At 50.3% G+C, this 16,937-nt stretch carries 15 protein-coding genes; 4 read left to right on the top strand and 11 right to left on the bottom strand.

What is annotated here, in order from left to right:
* Positions 1 to 94: 94 nt before the first annotated feature.
* The 7 genes from NSS83_RS29660 to NSS83_RS29630 all read right to left on the bottom strand — a co-directional run bounded on the left by NSS83_RS29660 (position 95) and on the right by NSS83_RS29630 (position 6,218).
* Complete coding sequence (locus tag NSS83_RS29660; RefSeq protein WP_341347051.1) at positions 95 to 1,120, bottom strand: CapA family protein; 1,026 nt, start codon at positions 1,118 to 1,120, stop codon at positions 95 to 97.
* Positions 1,121 to 1,288: 168 nt separating this feature from the next.
* Positions 1,289 to 1,948: a class I SAM-dependent methyltransferase gene (locus NSS83_RS29655; protein ID WP_341187902.1), complete on the bottom strand. Its 660-nt coding sequence runs from the start codon at positions 1,946 to 1,948 to the stop codon at positions 1,289 to 1,291.
* A 96-nt stretch (positions 1,949 to 2,044) separates the two neighbouring features.
* Positions 2,045 to 2,653, bottom strand: a complete 609-nt coding sequence (locus NSS83_RS29650; RefSeq protein WP_341187901.1) for a type II CAAX endopeptidase family protein — start codon at positions 2,651 to 2,653, stop codon at positions 2,045 to 2,047.
* A complete protein-coding gene (locus tag NSS83_RS29645) occupies positions 2,650 to 3,396 on the bottom strand; it encodes a MerR family transcriptional regulator (protein WP_341187900.1) in 747 nt (248 codons plus the stop codon). Before NSS83_RS29645 ends, NSS83_RS29650 begins: the two co-directional genes overlap by 4 nt.
* 188 nt (positions 3,397 to 3,584) lie before the next feature.
* A complete protein-coding gene (locus tag NSS83_RS29640) occupies positions 3,585 to 4,607 on the bottom strand; it encodes an SDR family oxidoreductase (protein WP_341347050.1) in 1,023 nt (340 codons plus the stop codon).
* A gap of 18 nt (positions 4,608 to 4,625) precedes the next feature.
* The gene (locus NSS83_RS29635) at positions 4,626 to 5,564 is read right to left on the bottom strand and encodes an aldo/keto reductase family protein (RefSeq protein ID WP_341187898.1); all 939 of its coding nucleotides are present in this window, start codon (positions 5,562 to 5,564) and stop codon (positions 4,626 to 4,628) included.
* A 66-nt stretch (positions 5,565 to 5,630) separates the two neighbouring features.
* The gene (locus NSS83_RS29630; RefSeq protein WP_341187897.1) at positions 5,631 to 6,218 is read right to left on the bottom strand and encodes a TetR/AcrR family transcriptional regulator; all 588 of its coding nucleotides are present in this window, start codon (positions 6,216 to 6,218) and stop codon (positions 5,631 to 5,633) included.
* Positions 6,219 to 6,400: 182 nt separating this feature from the next.
* Between NSS83_RS29630 and NSS83_RS29625 the strand changes: the two genes are divergently transcribed.
* The gene (locus NSS83_RS29625) at positions 6,401 to 7,369 is read left to right on the top strand and encodes an NADP-dependent oxidoreductase (RefSeq protein WP_341347049.1); all 969 of its coding nucleotides are present in this window, start codon (positions 6,401 to 6,403) and stop codon (positions 7,367 to 7,369) included.
* Between the two features lie 22 nt (positions 7,370 to 7,391).
* Here NSS83_RS29625 and NSS83_RS29620 read toward each other — a convergent pair whose 3' ends face one another.
* On the bottom strand, positions 7,392 to 7,988 hold the full coding sequence (locus tag NSS83_RS29620) for a TetR family transcriptional regulator C-terminal domain-containing protein (protein WP_341347048.1): 597 nt from the start codon (positions 7,986 to 7,988) through the stop codon (positions 7,392 to 7,394).
* A 123-nt stretch (positions 7,989 to 8,111) separates the two neighbouring features.
* Between NSS83_RS29620 and NSS83_RS29615 the strand changes: the two genes are divergently transcribed.
* Positions 8,112 to 8,657 carry a hypothetical protein gene (locus tag NSS83_RS29615; RefSeq protein WP_341187894.1) on the top strand — a complete coding sequence of 182 codons (546 nt, stop codon included), beginning with the start codon at positions 8,112 to 8,114 and terminating at the stop codon, positions 8,655 to 8,657.
* A 749-nt stretch (positions 8,658 to 9,406) separates the two neighbouring features.
* Here NSS83_RS29615 and NSS83_RS29610 read toward each other — a convergent pair.
* Positions 9,407 to 10,012, bottom strand: coding sequence for a DUF1349 domain-containing protein (locus NSS83_RS29610; RefSeq protein ID WP_341347047.1), 606 nt, complete (start codon positions 10,010 to 10,012; stop codon positions 9,407 to 9,409).
* A gap of 184 nt (positions 10,013 to 10,196) precedes the next feature.
* Between NSS83_RS29610 and NSS83_RS29605 the strand changes: the two genes are divergently transcribed.
* The gene (locus tag NSS83_RS29605; protein WP_341187892.1) at positions 10,197 to 10,583 is read left to right on the top strand and encodes a MerR family transcriptional regulator; all 387 of its coding nucleotides are present in this window, start codon (positions 10,197 to 10,199) and stop codon (positions 10,581 to 10,583) included.
* Positions 10,580 to 11,341, top strand: a complete 762-nt coding sequence (locus NSS83_RS29600) for an SDR family NAD(P)-dependent oxidoreductase (RefSeq protein ID WP_341187891.1) — start codon at positions 10,580 to 10,582, stop codon at positions 11,339 to 11,341. The genes NSS83_RS29605 and NSS83_RS29600 overlap by 4 nt, the downstream gene beginning before the upstream one ends.
* 85 nt (positions 11,342 to 11,426) lie before the next feature.
* On the opposite strand, the gene NSS83_RS29595 is transcribed toward NSS83_RS29600, so the two are convergent.
* Positions 11,427 to 12,350, bottom strand: coding sequence for an Rpn family recombination-promoting nuclease/putative transposase (locus tag NSS83_RS29595; RefSeq protein ID WP_341188127.1), 924 nt, complete (start codon positions 12,348 to 12,350; stop codon positions 11,427 to 11,429).
* A gap of 176 nt (positions 12,351 to 12,526) precedes the next feature.
* A complete protein-coding gene (locus tag NSS83_RS29590; protein ID WP_341347046.1) occupies positions 12,527 to 16,870 on the bottom strand; it encodes an S-layer homology domain-containing protein in 4,344 nt (1,447 codons plus the stop codon).
* Between the last annotated feature and the right edge of the window lie 67 nt (positions 16,871 to 16,937).

Here is a 16,937-nt window from a genome sequence, read left to right as displayed (position 1 = left end):
GCCAAACAGCCCGGAGAGAATTAGGAAACGGCTCCCCGGGCTTATAGGATAAGAATTCATATAGATTGAGCTGCTTCATGCGCAGCTTGCCTCACTACTTCTCGCTGACCGCCCCGCCCGCTGCAATCTTCGCATTGAAGGAGAGCTGGTTCAGCTTCTTGATGGTCTCTTTATTGTAGGCATCCCCCATGAAATTCGGCTGGCCGCCAATGATTTTGACCGGTGTAATGCTGCTGGTTACCCCTGACGGGTTAATGGTGAAATTAACCAGCATGGAATGCAGGGTCTTGTCTCCGCCCCGTGTGGAACGGTTGAACACAAAATTGCCCAGTGAATAATAGATCGGCTTATGCTTGTAATATTCAATGCCCATCAGACAATGACTATGCGCACCCAGGATGATATCTGCTCCGCTGTCGATCATTTGCTTGGCCAGCTTGCGGGCATACGCTTCAGGATAATCCTTGAATTCCTGATTCCAGTGAATATATACAACCGTATAATCATTATCCTTGGCAGACTTCTTAATTGCACTCAGCAGCGGCTCTGCCGTATAAGCGGAAGCTGCACCCGGGCTGTTCTTGCCTGCATACCAGGAGGGGTCAGATAGCACACGGCTTGTACCCAGAACGGCGATCCGCTTGCCCTTGACGGTCTTGACATACGGTTTGAAGGCTTCCTCAATATTGGCACCCGCACCGGTATGCCCAATGTTGTTCTTATCCAGATGAATCAGCGTATCCAGCATTGCGTTACGGCCGTAATCCAGAATGTGGTTATTAGCTACGGTGACACCGTCGATCCCCGCTTTGGTTAATCCCGCAAGTGCCGCCGGCTTGGAGCGGAAGGCGAACGTCTTACTGGCTGCAGTTCCGCGCACAGAGACCGGAGTCTCCAGATTGGCAAAAGCCATATCTGCCTTCTGCAGCACCGGTGCTACCTTGGCGAACGGGAAATCAACGCCATACTTGGCAATCTGGTCGCCGACAAAGCCGTCCAGCAGAATATCCCCGGCAAACGCAAGGCGGATCTCCTCCTGCGGGGCAGCCCCCTTGGCGCTTATCCCAGCGGCAGGGACCAGCAGAAGCAGAATCATGAATATAACAGCATATCTGCGCAAAGTGCTCTAGCTCCTTTTTCTAATGTAATATAATAATGACTGAAGCAGTTAAGCATGTACAGCCAGATCATTGCTGATCATCCCCATGAGATTGTCTCCTTCTTTCTTCTGCCTTTGAAGCTATTCTACTACAATGGAAGGAAACAACCAAATGATGGATGAACTTTGCTAGATTTGCGCTTTTTTGAGCACTGCCCGGAAGCAGCTTAGGCCGCCCCACTGATCTGTACGCACGGCATCTGCCGGAAGATTGAAATCCGTCTCGCCCCAATACTGAAAGCCGGCCTGCAGCAGAATTTCATTCATCCGCGGCAGGTTGACTGTAGGGTGATCAAAGGTCAGCACCAGCAGTCCTTCTCCATTCAGCGTCCTATGAAACTCACGGACAGCCAGTACTGCTTCCTGCACAGACAGATGCTCCAGCACCGAGATACAAAAAACCGTATCAAAGCTCTCATCCTCATAAGGCAGTGAGGTCAGATCAGCCTGGGCGAGATGCAGCCTGTTCACAGGTCCGGCCTCCACCTGGCGGGCTGCAGCTGCTCCGGCATCCTCGGTGATATTCTCCATTATCGCTTCATGCGACAGAATCCGGGCATCCTTATCACAGGCATAGACCTCAGCGCTATGCTCGGCAAGATAAAATTTAAGCGGGTGTGAAATTCCGCAGGCTGCGTCCAGTACCACATCATACGGTGAGATGAAATGCGTACACCATTCGTATTCATACGGACGGCTCCACCAGGCTTCCGGCAAATCATAAACCAGCTTGTCACGGCGTGCATCGGTATTTACAAAAAAACGGGAGACGTAAGGATGTGTCGGCATGGCCAGGACTCCTTTACTCGTGGGGATTTCGGTAGTGAGAGTATATTCACGAATCCCGGTTTCATGCTATAACCTCGCAGCAGCCTGACATGGGGATTATTTCGTAAGCTTCATAAAGTAGATTCCTATACCCAGATTATAAATGGCATGGGCAATAATCGATGGAATCAACGAATCCGTAAAGTAGAATAATAAAGCAAATATCAGGCCATTAATGAATACTAATCCGTAAGCCAAACGTACCCCTTTATACTGGGGGATATGAATAACCCAAAATAAAAAAGTACTTATGACAATCACAACTCCATCAAGGAAAGAGCCATAACCTGTAAACAGTCCAATTAATACGCCCCTGAAGAAAAATTCTTCTACAATTCCTCCGCCCAGTGAGCTGACGGCAATGCCGCTTGGAGTTCTCATGATATTACGTATAAGCTCCGTACTTTCCGACTGAGGAAGCACCGTTTTTGTTTTTATGATAAGCCCCACAGAAATAAGCACTATAATCGTACCGGCGATCAGACCCAGTAAGGTAACTTTAAGAAAAGACCTCCCACCGGGAACAAACAAGGACTGGATATAGGGAATGATTTCACCCCACCGGAAAATTGCAATGAGTGCTGCGCCTAACACCAAAAACGGCACTAGACCTAACACAATTTGGAGCAGCCATTTATTATGCTGCCGGTTACTTAATTCACTCAATTTCTATTCCCCCTGCCTTCAAACTGGTTGTTATAAAAGACATGAATCGCTTCAGCGAAAAATTCCGCCATATCATCAGGCAATAAAGCCTTCAAAAGCTCCGATGGTTTGTCCAAGGCCGGGTCTGAATGAAACAGCTCGTTCATAGATACCGGAATAACGGCTAAAACTTCCTGTAACTCTCGTTGTACCTCTTGACTATCAGGACACAGTCCGCGGTGAATGGATGTCTGAAAAAAAGACAATAACCTCCGGTTTAACCGATCGAATGCTATCTGTTGTTGTTTATTTTTGGGCATAATTTTATCCACCGTGGTTGCAGGGAAGTATTGTTGTAAAATCGTTCTTTGATCTTCTTCTAACCGGATCGCATTCATGAGCAGCATCAGATCTTCATTGCTCAACTCGCCCGTTTCATTCATTAGTTTCTTGATTCGGGCTATCATTTCCAAGGATTCGTTTATTATTTTCCGCTTATCAAGAAGCACTGCCTCCTGCATTTCCATCAGTTCTCCAAAAGAATACGCGGTCTCTTCTAGCATTCGTTTGATTTCGGTTAGCGGCCAGCCCATACTCTTGAGCAGCTGTATGTTATAGAATTTCTTGAGGTCATCTCCATTATAAATTTTCTGATTGGCGCCGTTTTTGTTCTCAGGAACAAGAAGTCCGATTTTCTCATAATATCTTAGTGTCCTTATCGTCGTATTAACAGCGCTGGCGAATTTGCCCACCGTGAGCTCCATATGATCCCCCCCCTGTATTACCGTTATAGATTTATAAGTACCGTGTTTTTTATTATAAACTGTGACGTAACGTCCTACTCAATCCCTAATATTCAAGGTAGACCGATCCGCAAGCGAAACAGGCGCTACCCGTTAACGGACAGCACCTGTTCAGCGTAATCTATAGGACTTGTATCTGTAAAATCTACTTATACATAATAGCTAAGCAGCTTCGCATCGACGCCATGTTTAGCAAGCAAACCGTCCAGCATCTTGGACCAGTCATGGTCTGAGGTGCAGCGTTCCGGCCGGGCTTCGAACCAGGCAACCGACCGCTTCACGCCTTCCGCGAACGGCAGGGTGGCTTGGAAGTCTGGCACCAGACGCTTGATCTTGCTGTTGTCGAACACACTGCTGACTGCCTGATCCCCGATCAGCCCGTCCGCGGTTCCGGCCGGGGTATTCGCAGCGATGAAGTCCGTAGACATGTGTACCACCTTCGGCTCACGGCCTGCGGCCTCCCCGATGGCCGCATAGATCTGATTCCAGTTCAGCACCTCATCCGAGGTAATATGAACCGCTTCTCCGATGGCCTCCTGAAGTCCCAGCAAACCAACGAAGCCTTTGGCAAAATCAGTATTATGCGTCAACGTCCATAGAGAGGTGCCATCGCCATGAATGACGAGCGGCTGTCCCTTGCGGATGCGTTCCACCAGAGACCATGGATGGCTCCAGCTGGTCAGCGCCGCCGGAATGGCAGTGTTTCCGTAAGTATGGGAAGGACGGACAATCGTCACCGGGAAGCCGCTGCTCTGATGAGCTTCCAGAAGCAGCTCCTCGGAAGCAATCTTGTCCCGGGAATACTGCCAGTACGGGTTCACCAGCGGGGTCTCTTCGGTAATCAGGTAATTACGCTGGGGCTTCTGGTACGCGGAAGCCGAGCTAATATAGATATACTGCCGCGTCTTGCCGCTGAACAGGTCAATATCCGTCTGCACATGCTCTGGCGTGAAGGCAATCCAGTCGACTACAACATCGAAGTCATAACCCTTCAGCGCCTCGGCTGCCTGCTCCTTGTCACGGATATCACCGTGTATCACCTGTGCACCCTGCGGCACGAAGCCGCTGCGCTCTCCACGGTTGAACAGATACAGTTCTATTCCCCGTTCCACTGCCAGCCGGGAAACCGCCTGACTGATAAGCCCCGTTCCTCCGATAAATAGAACCTTCATCTGTATCCTCCCTCTCTCTTAACCGATAATTTCATCAATTCGTGCCAGTATATCCTCATTCAGCTCAATGCCCGAAGCCTGCACATTCTCCTCTACCTGCTCAGGGCGGCTCGCGCCGACCAAGGCACTGGATACATTAGGCTGGCGCAGAATCCAGGCCAGCGCCAGATTGCCTACGGAGATATCCAGTTCAGCGGCAACCTTGCCCAGCTCCTGAACCTTTGTAATCTTCTCCTCCGTAATTCCTTTGCGCATCCAGTCCAGCCGGGCAGCCCGGCTGTCTGCCGGAATATCGGAGACCGAGCTGTATTTGCCGGTCAGCAGACCTTGAGCGAGCGGGGAGAATACGACTTGTCCAATACCCTTACGCAGGCCAAGCGGGATAATCTCCTTCTCGATATATCTTTCAAACATATTATAGACCGGCTGATTGACAACGATATGATCCAGCAGATACCGGTCAGCAACCGCAAGAGCTTCGGTCATCTGCGCCGCTGTCCATTCACTGACTCCCACATACAGCACCTTGCCCTGACGGACCAGATCATCCAGCGCCCGCAGCGTCTCTTCGATCGGGGTGTCCGGATCATACCGGTGACAGTATAGCAAATCCACATATTCAGCGCCCAGCCGCTTCAGGCTGGCATGGCATTGCTCGGTAATATGCTTCCGGGACAGGCCGCGGTCATTGGGACCGTCACCCATTACCCCGAACACCTTGGTCGCCAGCACATAGGATTCGCGCGGATAGCTGCTCAGGGTAGCTCCCAGCACCTTTTCCGCTGCCCCCTTCTCATAGACATTCGCGGTATCAAAAAAATTAATGCCCAGGGAGTAAGCGGTTTCAATGGCCTTAACGGCATTGTCCTGTTCCACATATCCTCCGTAGGTCAACCAGCTTCCCAGGCTGATCTCACTGACCTTAAGTCCGGTTCCACCTAATCTGCGGTATTTCATTAATCCCTTGCTCCTCTCTGAATCCGGCGGGTCCCGCCAACCGGTTGCTATATGCACCTATTCATTCTAGAACAAATTGGTAGAAATAGAAAGCGGAGCGGACAGCGGGACCATCTGGTTGCGCTCCATCAGCGCCCACAATTGCCCGGCCAGCTCTGCTGCTGAATAGGGCGTTGCACGCGTAACCAGCTGTTCGATCATACCGGTCATGGCCACAGCCAGAAATTGCACCAGAATTCCCTTGTCCATCATCTTGTTAATGCCGCTCATATCCACCTGTTTGTCGAACCCCCGCATCAGTACCGCCTGCAGGCGGTTTCGGAACGCGGGAACCCCTTGATTAGCCAGCGCCGCTGCATAGAAGGAAGCATGCTCATCGAGGTAACGGAACGTATAGTGCAGAGCCGCCTCCGTAGGAAAAAGCGCCTGCTCGCCGCACGGCAGACAGCTGTCAATCAGCTTGACAAAATGTGTCCTGATGCACTGATCCAGCAGATCGTATTTGTCGGTGTAATGCGAATAAACGGTGCCCCGGCTTACATTGGCCCGTTCGGCTATTTCGTTTATCGTGATCTGTTCGAAGTTCTTCTCTGCAATCAGCTGGATAAAAGCTTCAATAATGGCCTCCTGCGACTTACGTATCCTTCTATCCATAGATTACCCCTTCTTCACCCGTTCGCCTTGAATTGTACACTTCTCCAGATTCTGTACAATACTGAACACATTCCGGCATTCTAGCAATTGATGCAGCTATAGCACACTGGTAGGATCATTATAGTGAACGTCTACCCGTAAATCAACAGAGGTTCCAAATACACTGACCGGAGGCTTCAGCTATGCATGCAATTGCTATTCAGCATTATGGTAATCCCGAAGTATTCACAGAACAAGTACTCCCTACTCCCGCTATCACCGAGACTCAGGTGCTCATTGAAATGTACGCCACAACTGTCAGTTCCGCTGACCAACTGGTGCGCTCAGGCGCATTCAAGGAGTTAATGCAGCTCCAGTTCCCCCATGTGCTGGGAGTAGAAGTAGCCGGAATGGTGAGGGCGATTGGGAAAAATGTGTCACGGCTGAAGGTCGGCGACCGCGTTATGGGGCTCTCCAGATCCGGCGGCGGTTATGCAGACTTCATCTCTATGGAAGAGAACTCAGCTATTGGAATTCCGCCCGGACTTTCCTTTCAGGAAGCTGCCGCCCTGCCCGCTGCGGCCTTGTCAGCCTGGCAGTCGTTATTTCAGTACGGCAAGCTGAATTACGGCCAGCGGATTCTTATTCACGCAGGCGCTGGAGGTGTAGGGCATCTTGCGGTGCAAATGGCCAAGCAGCACGGAGCTTATGTCCTGGCTACCGCCCGGGAATATAATCATGAATTTGTGGGGAAGCTTGGAGCGGATGAGGTTATTGACTACAGGGCCACTGATTTTGCAGAAGCTGCCGGTGGCACAGTAGATATTGTACTGGATATGGTGAGAGAGGCGGTGGTTGATGCGGACACTGGAATAGGAGCAACCGAACAGAAGAACCTCCAGATTCTGCGTGACAACGGAAGGCTAATTTCCCTGATAGACCCGCTGATCGCCACCCACCCCAAGGTTCGCGGAATCGAAGCCCAGTTTGCCTATATCGAGCCGAACCCAAGGGATCTGGCTTCCATTATCCAGCAAGTACGCGAGCATAAGCTTAAGGTGCATGTGGAGGAGATTTTTCCTTTTAACATGCAAGGGATCGTAGATGCACATAATCATTATGAAACCAGGAAAATTCGGGGGAAACTAGTGATCCTGAGACAACAGGAATAGAATATTATACCGAGATAGACTATTATGTCACACTTGGAATACAGATAGATTCCAGATGAACATTCAGCACCCGGATCACACGTTGTTTATTCATCCGGTCAGGCTCAAGCATGGCATGAAGGGCCAGCCCGTCAATCAAGGCATACAGCCGCTCGGCCTCATCGTCCTTGTCCAGCCCCGGCCTGAGGAGCCCCTGCTGATCCAGATAGTCAATAATTTGGACAGTCAGCGGATAGATCGAATCATTAAGCTCAGCAGGCTTCTCCCCGGCAGTCTTGAGATGAAAGGTAAATGCGAACCATACCTCCATCTCAGCCATGCTGCTGTCGTCGGTGGGGATCAGTTCCAGCAGCACCCGCATAATCTGCTCCCGTGGGGTAAGCTCCGACTGCATAATGTCCACAATTCTCGCTGTTACGCGCTCCTTCACCAGATTCATAGCAAACTCCAGCAATTCCTGCTGGGTAGAGAAATAATGGCGCAGCGCACCCAAGGATACCCCCGCCTCAGCAGCAATATTTCGCACTGTTGCCCCTTTGATTCCCTGCCGGATAATGACCCGCCAGGTGGCTTCGGCAATATTCGATTTTCGTTCGGAATGATCTACAATTTTTGGCATGACCACATTGTAGCATACCCGAATGGATAAGCACAATTTAAATAATACGGTTGTATTATTTAAAATCCGCTGTTATACTTCGACTAGGCTATACTTACTATCAACTATAACAAGGGGTGCGATATGAATCTGGTTGCATGGGCGATTGTTACCTGTGAGGTATTGTTCTGGGTGGTTATTCTTGCAGGCTTTACAGCGCGTTATATCTTCAAGCGTCCTACACTGGGGTTGATTTTCCTGGCGATGACTCCGGTCCTCGATATCCTTCTGTTAATGATCTCCGGCGTGGATTTGTCACGAGGCGCTACCGCTACGACAGCACATGCGCTTGCAGCCGTGTATATTTCCATTTCCCTTATATTCGGTAAAAGCATGATTGCTTGGGCCGACGAACGCTTCCGCTACTATGTTACCAAGCAAGGGGCAAAGCCGGCCAAGCGTTACGGCATGGACCATGCCAGGCATTATTTCAAGGGCTGGGTGAAGCACTTGCTCTCTTTTGTGCTCGCTGCCGGCATTCTGTATGGTCTCATCATCTGGATTGACGATGCCGCCCGTACGGAGGCGCTGTCAAGTATCCTGACCGTATGGTCTATCGTGGTCGGCATTGACCTGATCATCACCGTTACTTATTTCATCTGGCCCCGTCAGGCCAAAGGTCCGAGCTGAATAGAAAAATAAGAGGCTGTCTCACAAGCTATGAAGAGGCTGCTTGGGACAGCCTTTATTGCGGAGCGGGATCAACGTGAGCACTTGGAAATGTAGTGTATAAATACACCTGAATTCACCAGATGTGAGCAAAACGAGCAAATGTAGTGTATAAGTACACTTGAATTCACCAAAAGTGAGTAAAATGAGCAAATGTAGTGTATAAGTACACTTAAATTCACCAAAAGTGAGTAAAATGAGCAAATGTAGTGTATAAGTACTCTTGAATTAATGGGGGCTGTCTCAAAAGCCATGAAGAGGCTGCTTGGGACAGCCTTTTATTGCGGAGTGGGATCAACGTGAGCACTTGGGATGGACGCTCCGCAAACATAACGTTGTTACAATCGCTGTTGTGTCCAGATTTTATTTATTCCCCTTAGCGGTGAAAATCCGGACACAAAGGCGAACGCTTCGCTTTTACGCGGGTCGTTCTGCCCGCTCCGCTGTTTAAGCGGAAAATGATTTGTCCATCCTAAAAAAATCGCTCATTATGGTAAAATGGAGGTACCACCCAACCATTCCCAAAGGAGCGATGGGACAGCCTCTTTGGGCTTCGATGATGACTCAGGTACTTTGCGGAGGAGCCAAAATATATCTTCAAGTGGAAACGGCTTTGCCGTCCTTTTAAAAGACGGTACCGTTTCAGCGAGAAATAGAAGGATAATGTATAGCGTGAAACCTATACATTCTTATATTTTCAAAAAAGCCGGCTATACGCCGGCTCTTATATTTTTCACCGTCCGCTGTTCCAGTGAGAAATTCTTGTATATTCTGTCCCCGCCATTGCCGGTAGGGGCTTGCGCCAACAACCCGACCCTGATTGTATCTCCCACCGGAAGAGTAAAGAAGCGCATCATATCAAACCGTACACCATCGGTCGAATAATGAAATGCAAAGGCATTCCCGGATCTGGCGGCCTGCAGCCATACCTCATTGCCGTCAATGTTACAGCCATTCGCATCATCCGAGGTCTGGTTCGTAACTACGCTGACCACCGCATGGGTATCGAAATCCGTCAGCTCGAAGCAGGCCTTCGCCCAGACCGACAGATCCTGCATAATCATAATGGAAGAAGAATCGTAAGTGTCCCGGAAGTCATGACTCACCTTCACCCGCAGCACGAAATCCCCGGTTACTTCAGTATAGAAGAACGGCGCATTGGTCAGGCTCTCAGGCGTCAGCCCTTCTTCCGCAACCGCCCCGTTATTGCAGAAGAAATCACTGTTAGCAGTCGCTTCTATTATAATACTGTCCTCCTCAAACCTGATGTTCCCCTCATTCATCCATTGGTACGCTGTGAAATCAGCCTTGGTCATTTGGTAGTCCTCCTGTTTTTGGATATTTCTAATTAATTGCAAAGCAATCACATCCTATAGCAAAATGGAAAAATAACATATAGCAATATTTTGACAGACTCTTGAATATTAGGTTGACTTAAACCATGGTTTAAGTCGTATTCTATAAATGTCGACACCTAAACCATCACTTGGAGGCCTCCAGATGAATTATTATTCCATTGGCGAAGCGGCAGCCCGGCTCGGGATTCCGGAATCTACCATACGTTATTATGAGAAGAAGGGATTGCTGCCCCGGGTGGAGCGGGATGAGGCGGGTAGGCGGATTTTCACGGAAGATTACCTTGCTTTTCTTAAGATTATCCTCTATCTGAAAAACACACAGATGCCCATAAGCCAGATCAGGCAATATGTGGACTGGATGGCGGAAGGGGAGCGCACGACTGCGCTGCGGCTCGCCATGTTTCAAGAACACAAACAGGCTGTACTGGCACAAATCACGCTCATGACCGAAGCCTTGCAGGGCATTGATAAGAAAATAAAACGGTATACGAATTACTTAGAAACTAAAGGAAATGAGGTTTTATCATGAAGCTCTCAGGAAACACCATTCTGATTACAGGCGGAGGCTCCGGCATTGGGCTGGCGATGGCTGAACGTTTCATCTCAGCAGGGAACACGGTCATTATTACTGGACGGCGTGAGCAGGTGCTGCAGTCGGCTAAGGACAAATTCCCCGGCCTGATTACCCGTGCGTGTGATCTAATGGTAGAGTCTGAACGTCTCGCTTTGTTCGACTGGGTAACTGCAAGCTATCCCGGAGTCAATGTCCTGGTGAACAATGCCGGGATTCAGCAGCGCTTCAATGTACAGACAGCGGATGTGAGGAACCATTGGGCTGATTTCAATCAGGAAATCACCACCAACCTTGAAGCCCCTCTTCATCTGGCTATGCTGTTTGCCCCTTTCTTCGCAGCACAGGAAGCTGGAACTATCATGAATGTGACCTCCGGCCTGGCCTTTACTCCGTTCGCCATCGCACCGATCTATTCAGCAACGAAGGCAGCCCTTCATTCCTTCACCATGAGTCTAAGGCTCCAGCTGTCCGGGACCCGCGTTGAAGTTATCGAGGTCGCCCCGCCAGCCGTAAATACAGATCTCGGCGGATCAGGACTGCATGTGCACGGGGAACCGCTGGAGGCGTTCACGGATGGGATTTTCCAGGGACTCGCTGACGGACTTCAGGAGATCGGATACGGTACATCTGTGAGCCGTCTGCGCATGTCACGGGACCGGATTGACGAATACGCGGCCCAGATGTATGAAGCGACGAAGAGCTATATTGAATAAAAGATCTGCATCAGAACACGCCAAAGAGACCGTCTTAGGGTAGACGGTCTCTTTGGTACACATGCGTTATTTGGAGAAGGCCTGCTTACATCAGCTTCTTAATCTTTTCCACTGGTAATTCCACCGCTTTGGAGACCTCTTCCGGGGTAAATCCATGAAGCAGTAATTTACGGATGATCTCCGCCTGGCCTTGTTCTATTCCTTGTTCTATTCCTTGCTCTATCCCCTGTTCTATACCTTTCTCTATACCCTTTTCTATCCCTTCAGCTATACCTTCTTCGTATCCCCAACGCTTCCAGGCTGGCATGAGTTCCATAATCGCTTCACCCTCCTCCGGGTATTGTATCATCAATTCTTGTATAATCTCTTCATCCTGGGCCCGGTCCGGCTGGAAATATAAATCTGCCACTGACATCACAAGCGCCAGCCGACCTTGATCGAGCCGTGTCTTCAGCTTCATGAACATGCGCAGAAACTCCCGGCGCACATCTCTCGCTTCTCTTGTAGTATACCCCATCTTGGCTAGTAACGCAGCAGCCACTGCATTGTCCGAATCAATAAATCTTCGCCAGTTCTGCTTACGCAGCTCTACCTTTAGGAATTGAAAGCGTAGAATCTGGTGCTCAGGAATAACCATTTCCAAGGTGTCCTGCTCTTCTCTGATCTCATCTGAAGTGAAGATGGCAATCGGAATAATCAGCTTATGTTCTTTACGGTAGCGCTCAAACAAACGGCTGAAATAGATAAACATCCGTTCATGAAACCGGTTATCCCGATACGACTGCGGCTCTAGATGAATCAGAATATAACCATCCAGTCCTTTGTAGCGGATTTCCAGCAACAGATCTAGCTCCCGCGCTTCCTCACCAACAATATCGACCAGCAATTCCTGCATCAGAAACCGGGTTTTACTATAGTCCAGCATTGCATCAAGCTCAGGAAAAAACAACTCAATAAATTCCTGAAAGAACGTCTCCAGCAGCTTCTTAAAAGCCTCATCATGCGGTATGGGTATTTTAGTCGCCTCCTGTTATATACAACTTGTTTGTTGTGAGTATATTCCAATTCAATGGAATTCGGTATAATAAAACGCACATGTGTTCTTATTTTATCCGTAAAAAAAGAGCAGCCCCGATTAAATGGCTGCCCTCGACTGATCAGAAGCATCAGCTTTATCTAACTAACCTACTCCTTACCCGCTTCAAGAAGCTTATCCATGAGCCGGATGATCATCACTACGGATTCAGCGCGGGAAGCAGCATCCTTCGGTTTGAAGGCTCCGTTGCCTTTCCCTGAGACAATGCCCGCATTAGCGAAGGCATTAATTGGCTCTGTCGCCCAGCTTGCCGGGAGGTCGGAGAATCGCGCCGGTGTGCCGGGAACATAGCTCGTAAGACGCGCCAGCATAGTCACCGCTTCTGCACGGGTGATCTCCTGCTTGGGGTGGAAGGAACCATCGGCGTAGCCCTGAATCACACCATGCTGTTGAAGCGCTGCAAGTGCCATAGAAGCCCAATGTCCCTGCGTATCGGAGAATCCGGTCCCTTGTGAACCGGTCAGGCTAAAAGCTTTTGTGAGCATTACAGCAAACTCAGCGCGTGTTACTTTGGCTTCAGGATGGAATGAACCATCCGTGTAACCCGTTATCATCCCCATCCGGGCTGCACGTTCAATGAACGATGCACTCCACAACGTGGAAGGCACATCCTGGAATGAAACAATAACACCCGTCCGGCCTTTTGCAACGATCGACTTAAGCTTTTCTAAATCAAGGCTGTCTTTCAGCACAGGCCTGGTTAAGGTTGGCTTCGCGGGACCTGCAGTTATTGCCGGTGTTGGTGCCGGTGTCATCGTTGCTGTTGGTGACGCTGTCGGTGTTACCGCCGGCTTTGGTGTTGGCGTGGCTGCCGGTGTTACTCCCGTTTGTGGCGTTGGTGTTGGTGTCGGCGTTGGTGTTGGTGTCGGCGTTGGTGTCGGCGTCGGCTTTACCACCGGTACCGTTCCGCCCTCAACCACGATGGGAATCGCAACGGTTAAGCCGCCGAAGGAAGCTGTAATCGTTACTCCATCCCCCGCTGCAACACCCGTAATGATCCCCTTGTCCGATACCGAGGCGATTACAGGATCTGAGGTCGTCCAATGGACCTGATCTGTAACCACTGTACTTACTCCATTGTCATATACCGCCGTAATCACGGATGCCGCTTGTTCATTCACCTGCAAGGTATGTGTACCGGGATCGGCGGTCAGCTTCAGCAGCTTAGGCAGCGTACCTTCTGTCTGAACAGTTACCGATAGCTTCACTGGCGGCAGGTTGCCGTAATTCGCCTGGATGGTCGCCTCGCCCGCTTCAACGGCATGAATGACACCCTCCGCGTCTACTGTAGCTGCCTGCTCATTAGAAGATGTCCATATGGCTTGATTCGTGACATCGGCAGTGGAGTTATCGCTATAGGTAGCCGTGAGCACCGTCGCGTGCTTATCACCGACATTCAGTTTCAATTCAGCCGGGGCTACAGCCACAGAGGTCACGGTCCGCTCATCCTTTTTCACAATCGTATAGTTGTCAATTAATTCTGTGCTTTGCGTAGTGCGGGCTTGAATTACGATCTTATCATGACTCACCTGAATGGCAGAGTAGACCGGAACATCCTCGTCAAACATGAAATCAAGATACTCGTATTTGCTTCCATCGTAGAACTTCCAGCCGGACGCCCCGCCGTCCAGATAGACCGTTCCTTGCTCTCCGCTTGGCAGTGGCTTGCCTTTGCTCATCGGATAGGTCCGAGCATATACATGGTCATGGCCTTCCAGCACCAGATCGACCTTCAATTCTTCGAGAATAGGGGCAAAATAAGTCTGTGTGTATTCAATCAGATTGCCGCGTCCATCCTCGGTATGGTAGGCAGGTTTGTGGAACATGACAATCTTCCATTTTTTATTACTGGCTTGAAGATCCTGCCGAAGCCACTCCGCTTGCTTGCCCATCGTTACTTCGTCTGCTTCAGAGTTCAGCACCATGAAATGCACCTCTCCTGAATCGAACGAATAGGCATACTCCTTCTGGATCTCAGGCCCATTCACTGGTAGCCCCAATCCTTTGGCGAAAATATACTTCCCTCCCCCTTTTACATCATGATTCCCCATGGCATACGCTGAAGGAACAGAGGAGGAATAGACCGAAGAGGCTAGCCAGAACTGGTTCCATTCATTCAAAACCGCCCCGTCATCGACCATATCACCGCCATGCATAACGAACTGGGTATCGGGATAATTAGTGAACGCATGCTTGATCAATTGCTGATAGGTCTCCAGCCCATTGTCCCCTTTGGTATGCGAATCGGTTACAAATATAAAGGAAACAGGCTTGTCCGGTGCAACCTCCGCCGTCTTGTAATTGGACCAATCGCTCCAATGGCCATCGTAGCCGACTCTGTAACGGTAGCCCGTTCCCGGCTCAAGACCGGTGACTAATGCGTGATGAAACTTGATTTCGCCCATAGGTCCGCCTGCAGCCTCAGGAATGACCTCCACCTCGGAGAGCGCACGCTGCATGGCTGCTTTTGCCGGAGCATTCGCCAGGTCACTGTCCACCCAATCACTATCTTTCATATACTGGATGTAGGCTTCTTGAACAGTTGGCGCGGTCTGCCACCCTACACTCAGCATCGTCTTCATATCTTCGGTGACAAAGGTCTGCACATATTGCGGATCTGCCCCGCCAAACGGCGCTACAACATTCATACTGATACTCTCGCTGGTCCCGCCATCCTTGACAGCCTGCACGCTCCAAGTGCCAATGGCAAGGTTCGTCAGGGGCGTATGGCTCTCTCCCTTGGCATCCGTCAAGCCGATTCCTGCGGCAAGATCACTCTGCTCCACATCTGCGGATGAGATGTACCCCGCCTTGCTGCCATCCGGCAAATACACCTTGATGAATCCGGAGGCACTGCCTGCCGTGGCGAACATCCGCGTGTTCTTCTCTACAGCAAGCAACACTGCGGATGCTGAATCGGCTTTGGCATATACTTTGGACCCATCGGCGGTTACATTCACATAAGTCTGAGGACCGCTGGTATCGGTAAAATCAATCCCGGCTCCTTCCACCGGCGCTCCTGCGCGGGAGGTAACCGAGATGATACTCTGAGTATGCAGGCCTGATCCTTTGATGCTGATCTTGTAAGGAAACCCGATCTTATAACTTAACGGAGAGGCGAAGGAACGAACTGGCGTCCCGCTTCCATATCCGAAACTGCCCTCTACCATGGCCATCTGCTTAGCCGTCTCGCCGCGTTCCATTTTCGCAGACCGGTTCACTTCAAAATCAATACTTGCCAGCGCATCCGCCTGATCCCCTTGCAATCCCTCTGCACTGACTTCAACATAGCCGCCTGTATTGTCGATGACCGTCTGCACATGGCTGAGGCCGGAACGTGCAGTAATCACATTGGCCTGCAATGTCGCTGGATCGAACTTGATTCTGGCCTGGAAGCTCTTGGCTTCGCCTACGTCGGTCGCCTTCAGCTTCAACTGGTAGGTCTCATTACTGACAGCCTCCTCCGGGGCTTCCAAGGTGAATCGGGCCCCATGCTCAATCTGAAAAGCATATTCGGCCGCTGCCGGATTGCCGGCCCTATCCTTCACTTCCGCCAGCACCTGATGATACCCTCCGTCCAGCGGGAGCTCCGGGTGATAGGTGATCTGCTTAAGATTCAGATCATAGGCATACGTTGACGGTGCCGCAGCCTGACCATCCACCGTTAAGCGGATGGAATCCGGATCAATGCCCGACTTGGCATCCTCCGCTGACAGAATAAGGTCAGAGACGGGGGCGCTCAACGTTTGATTAGGAGCAGGTGACGCCGGACTTAATACAGGCACATCCATATCTTCATCCAGCGGTTCATCATAGATCAGCCTGACGTCATCAATCCAAATCGAGCCTTTATTCTTTTTGCTCATTTGTCTTTCTTTCATCTGGAAGTAGAAAGCCAGCGTTCCCGGCATAGTCAAGTCTGAACCTATATCCGCCTCAACATACTTCCACCCGCTCCAGTCGATCCCGGTCTCTTCACTCCTGATTTCATACGTTTTGGATTTACCGGTAGAAGAAACGTAGAACTTGGAGGTAAGACCATGACCTTCCTGATTGGCGTATACCCACATCCCGATTCTTTTAGGGGTTCTGTTCGTGAGCGGCAGCTGAGTCGCCGGACCAACGGCAACCTGGGAGGGGTTATCAGTGATGCCAATGAAGTCATAATCAATCCGCAGGGACTTCGCTCCGCTATGTACGTATTTCGGATTCGACTCCAGCGCCAGACTGCCGCTATGAATGCGGGCACTGTCAAAGGTTAAGTCCGCTAAGCTCACCTGTTCAAAATCCTCAACCTTCACGACCCCGCTGGTCTCCGCGGCCTCCCCAAAGGCAGTCGGTAACGGAGATAGAGCTGGGGTAAGAGTGGGAAGCAGAACCGTCATAGCCAAGATCCCGCTCCATACTTTCTTTACAAATGGATAATTACTCACGAACTTTCACGCTCCTTGTTGTCTGTACTAATAGTCAGCATAACGGCGTAATATGTTCGTAGAATCA

Source organism: Paenibacillus sp. FSL H3-0469 (assembly GCF_038051945.1).
In the GTDB taxonomy this organism is placed as follows: domain Bacteria; phylum Bacillota; class Bacilli; order Paenibacillales; family Paenibacillaceae; genus Paenibacillus_AQ.
This window is presented reverse-complemented; position numbering and strand designations above follow the sequence as displayed.

What these genes read in the sequence shown, in the direction of transcription:
- NSS83_RS29605 (WP_341187892.1), top strand. Translation starts at nt 10,197, where the DNA reads ATGAATTATTATTCCATTGGCGAAGCGGCAGCCCGGCTCGGGATTCCG.
- NSS83_RS29645 (WP_341187900.1), bottom strand. Translation starts at nt 3,396, where the DNA reads ATGGAGCTCACGGTGGGCAAATTCGCCAGCGCTGTTAATACGACGATA.
- NSS83_RS29630 (WP_341187897.1), bottom strand. Translation starts at nt 6,218, where the DNA reads ATGGATAGAAGGATACGTAAGTCGCAGGAGGCCATTATTGAAGCTTTT.
- NSS83_RS29600 (WP_341187891.1), top strand. Translation starts at nt 10,580, where the DNA reads ATGAAGCTCTCAGGAAACACCATTCTGATTACAGGCGGAGGCTCCGGC.
- NSS83_RS29625 (WP_341347049.1), top strand. Translation starts at nt 6,401, where the DNA reads ATGCATGCAATTGCTATTCAGCATTATGGTAATCCCGAAGTATTCACA.
- NSS83_RS29615 (WP_341187894.1), top strand. Translation starts at nt 8,112, where the DNA reads ATGAATCTGGTTGCATGGGCGATTGTTACCTGTGAGGTATTGTTCTGG.
- NSS83_RS29635 (WP_341187898.1), bottom strand. Translation starts at nt 5,564, where the DNA reads ATGAAATACCGCAGATTAGGTGGAACCGGACTTAAGGTCAGTGAGATC.
- NSS83_RS29640 (WP_341347050.1), bottom strand. Translation starts at nt 4,607, where the DNA reads ATGAAGGTTCTATTTATCGGAGGAACGGGGCTTATCAGTCAGGCGGTT.
- NSS83_RS29610 (WP_341347047.1), bottom strand. Translation starts at nt 10,012, where the DNA reads ATGACCAAGGCTGATTTCACAGCGTACCAATGGATGAATGAGGGGAAC.
- NSS83_RS29655 (WP_341187902.1), bottom strand. Translation starts at nt 1,948, where the DNA reads ATGCCGACACATCCTTACGTCTCCCGTTTTTTTGTAAATACCGATGCA.
- NSS83_RS29620 (WP_341347048.1), bottom strand. Translation starts at nt 7,988, where the DNA reads ATGCCAAAAATTGTAGATCATTCCGAACGAAAATCGAATATTGCCGAA.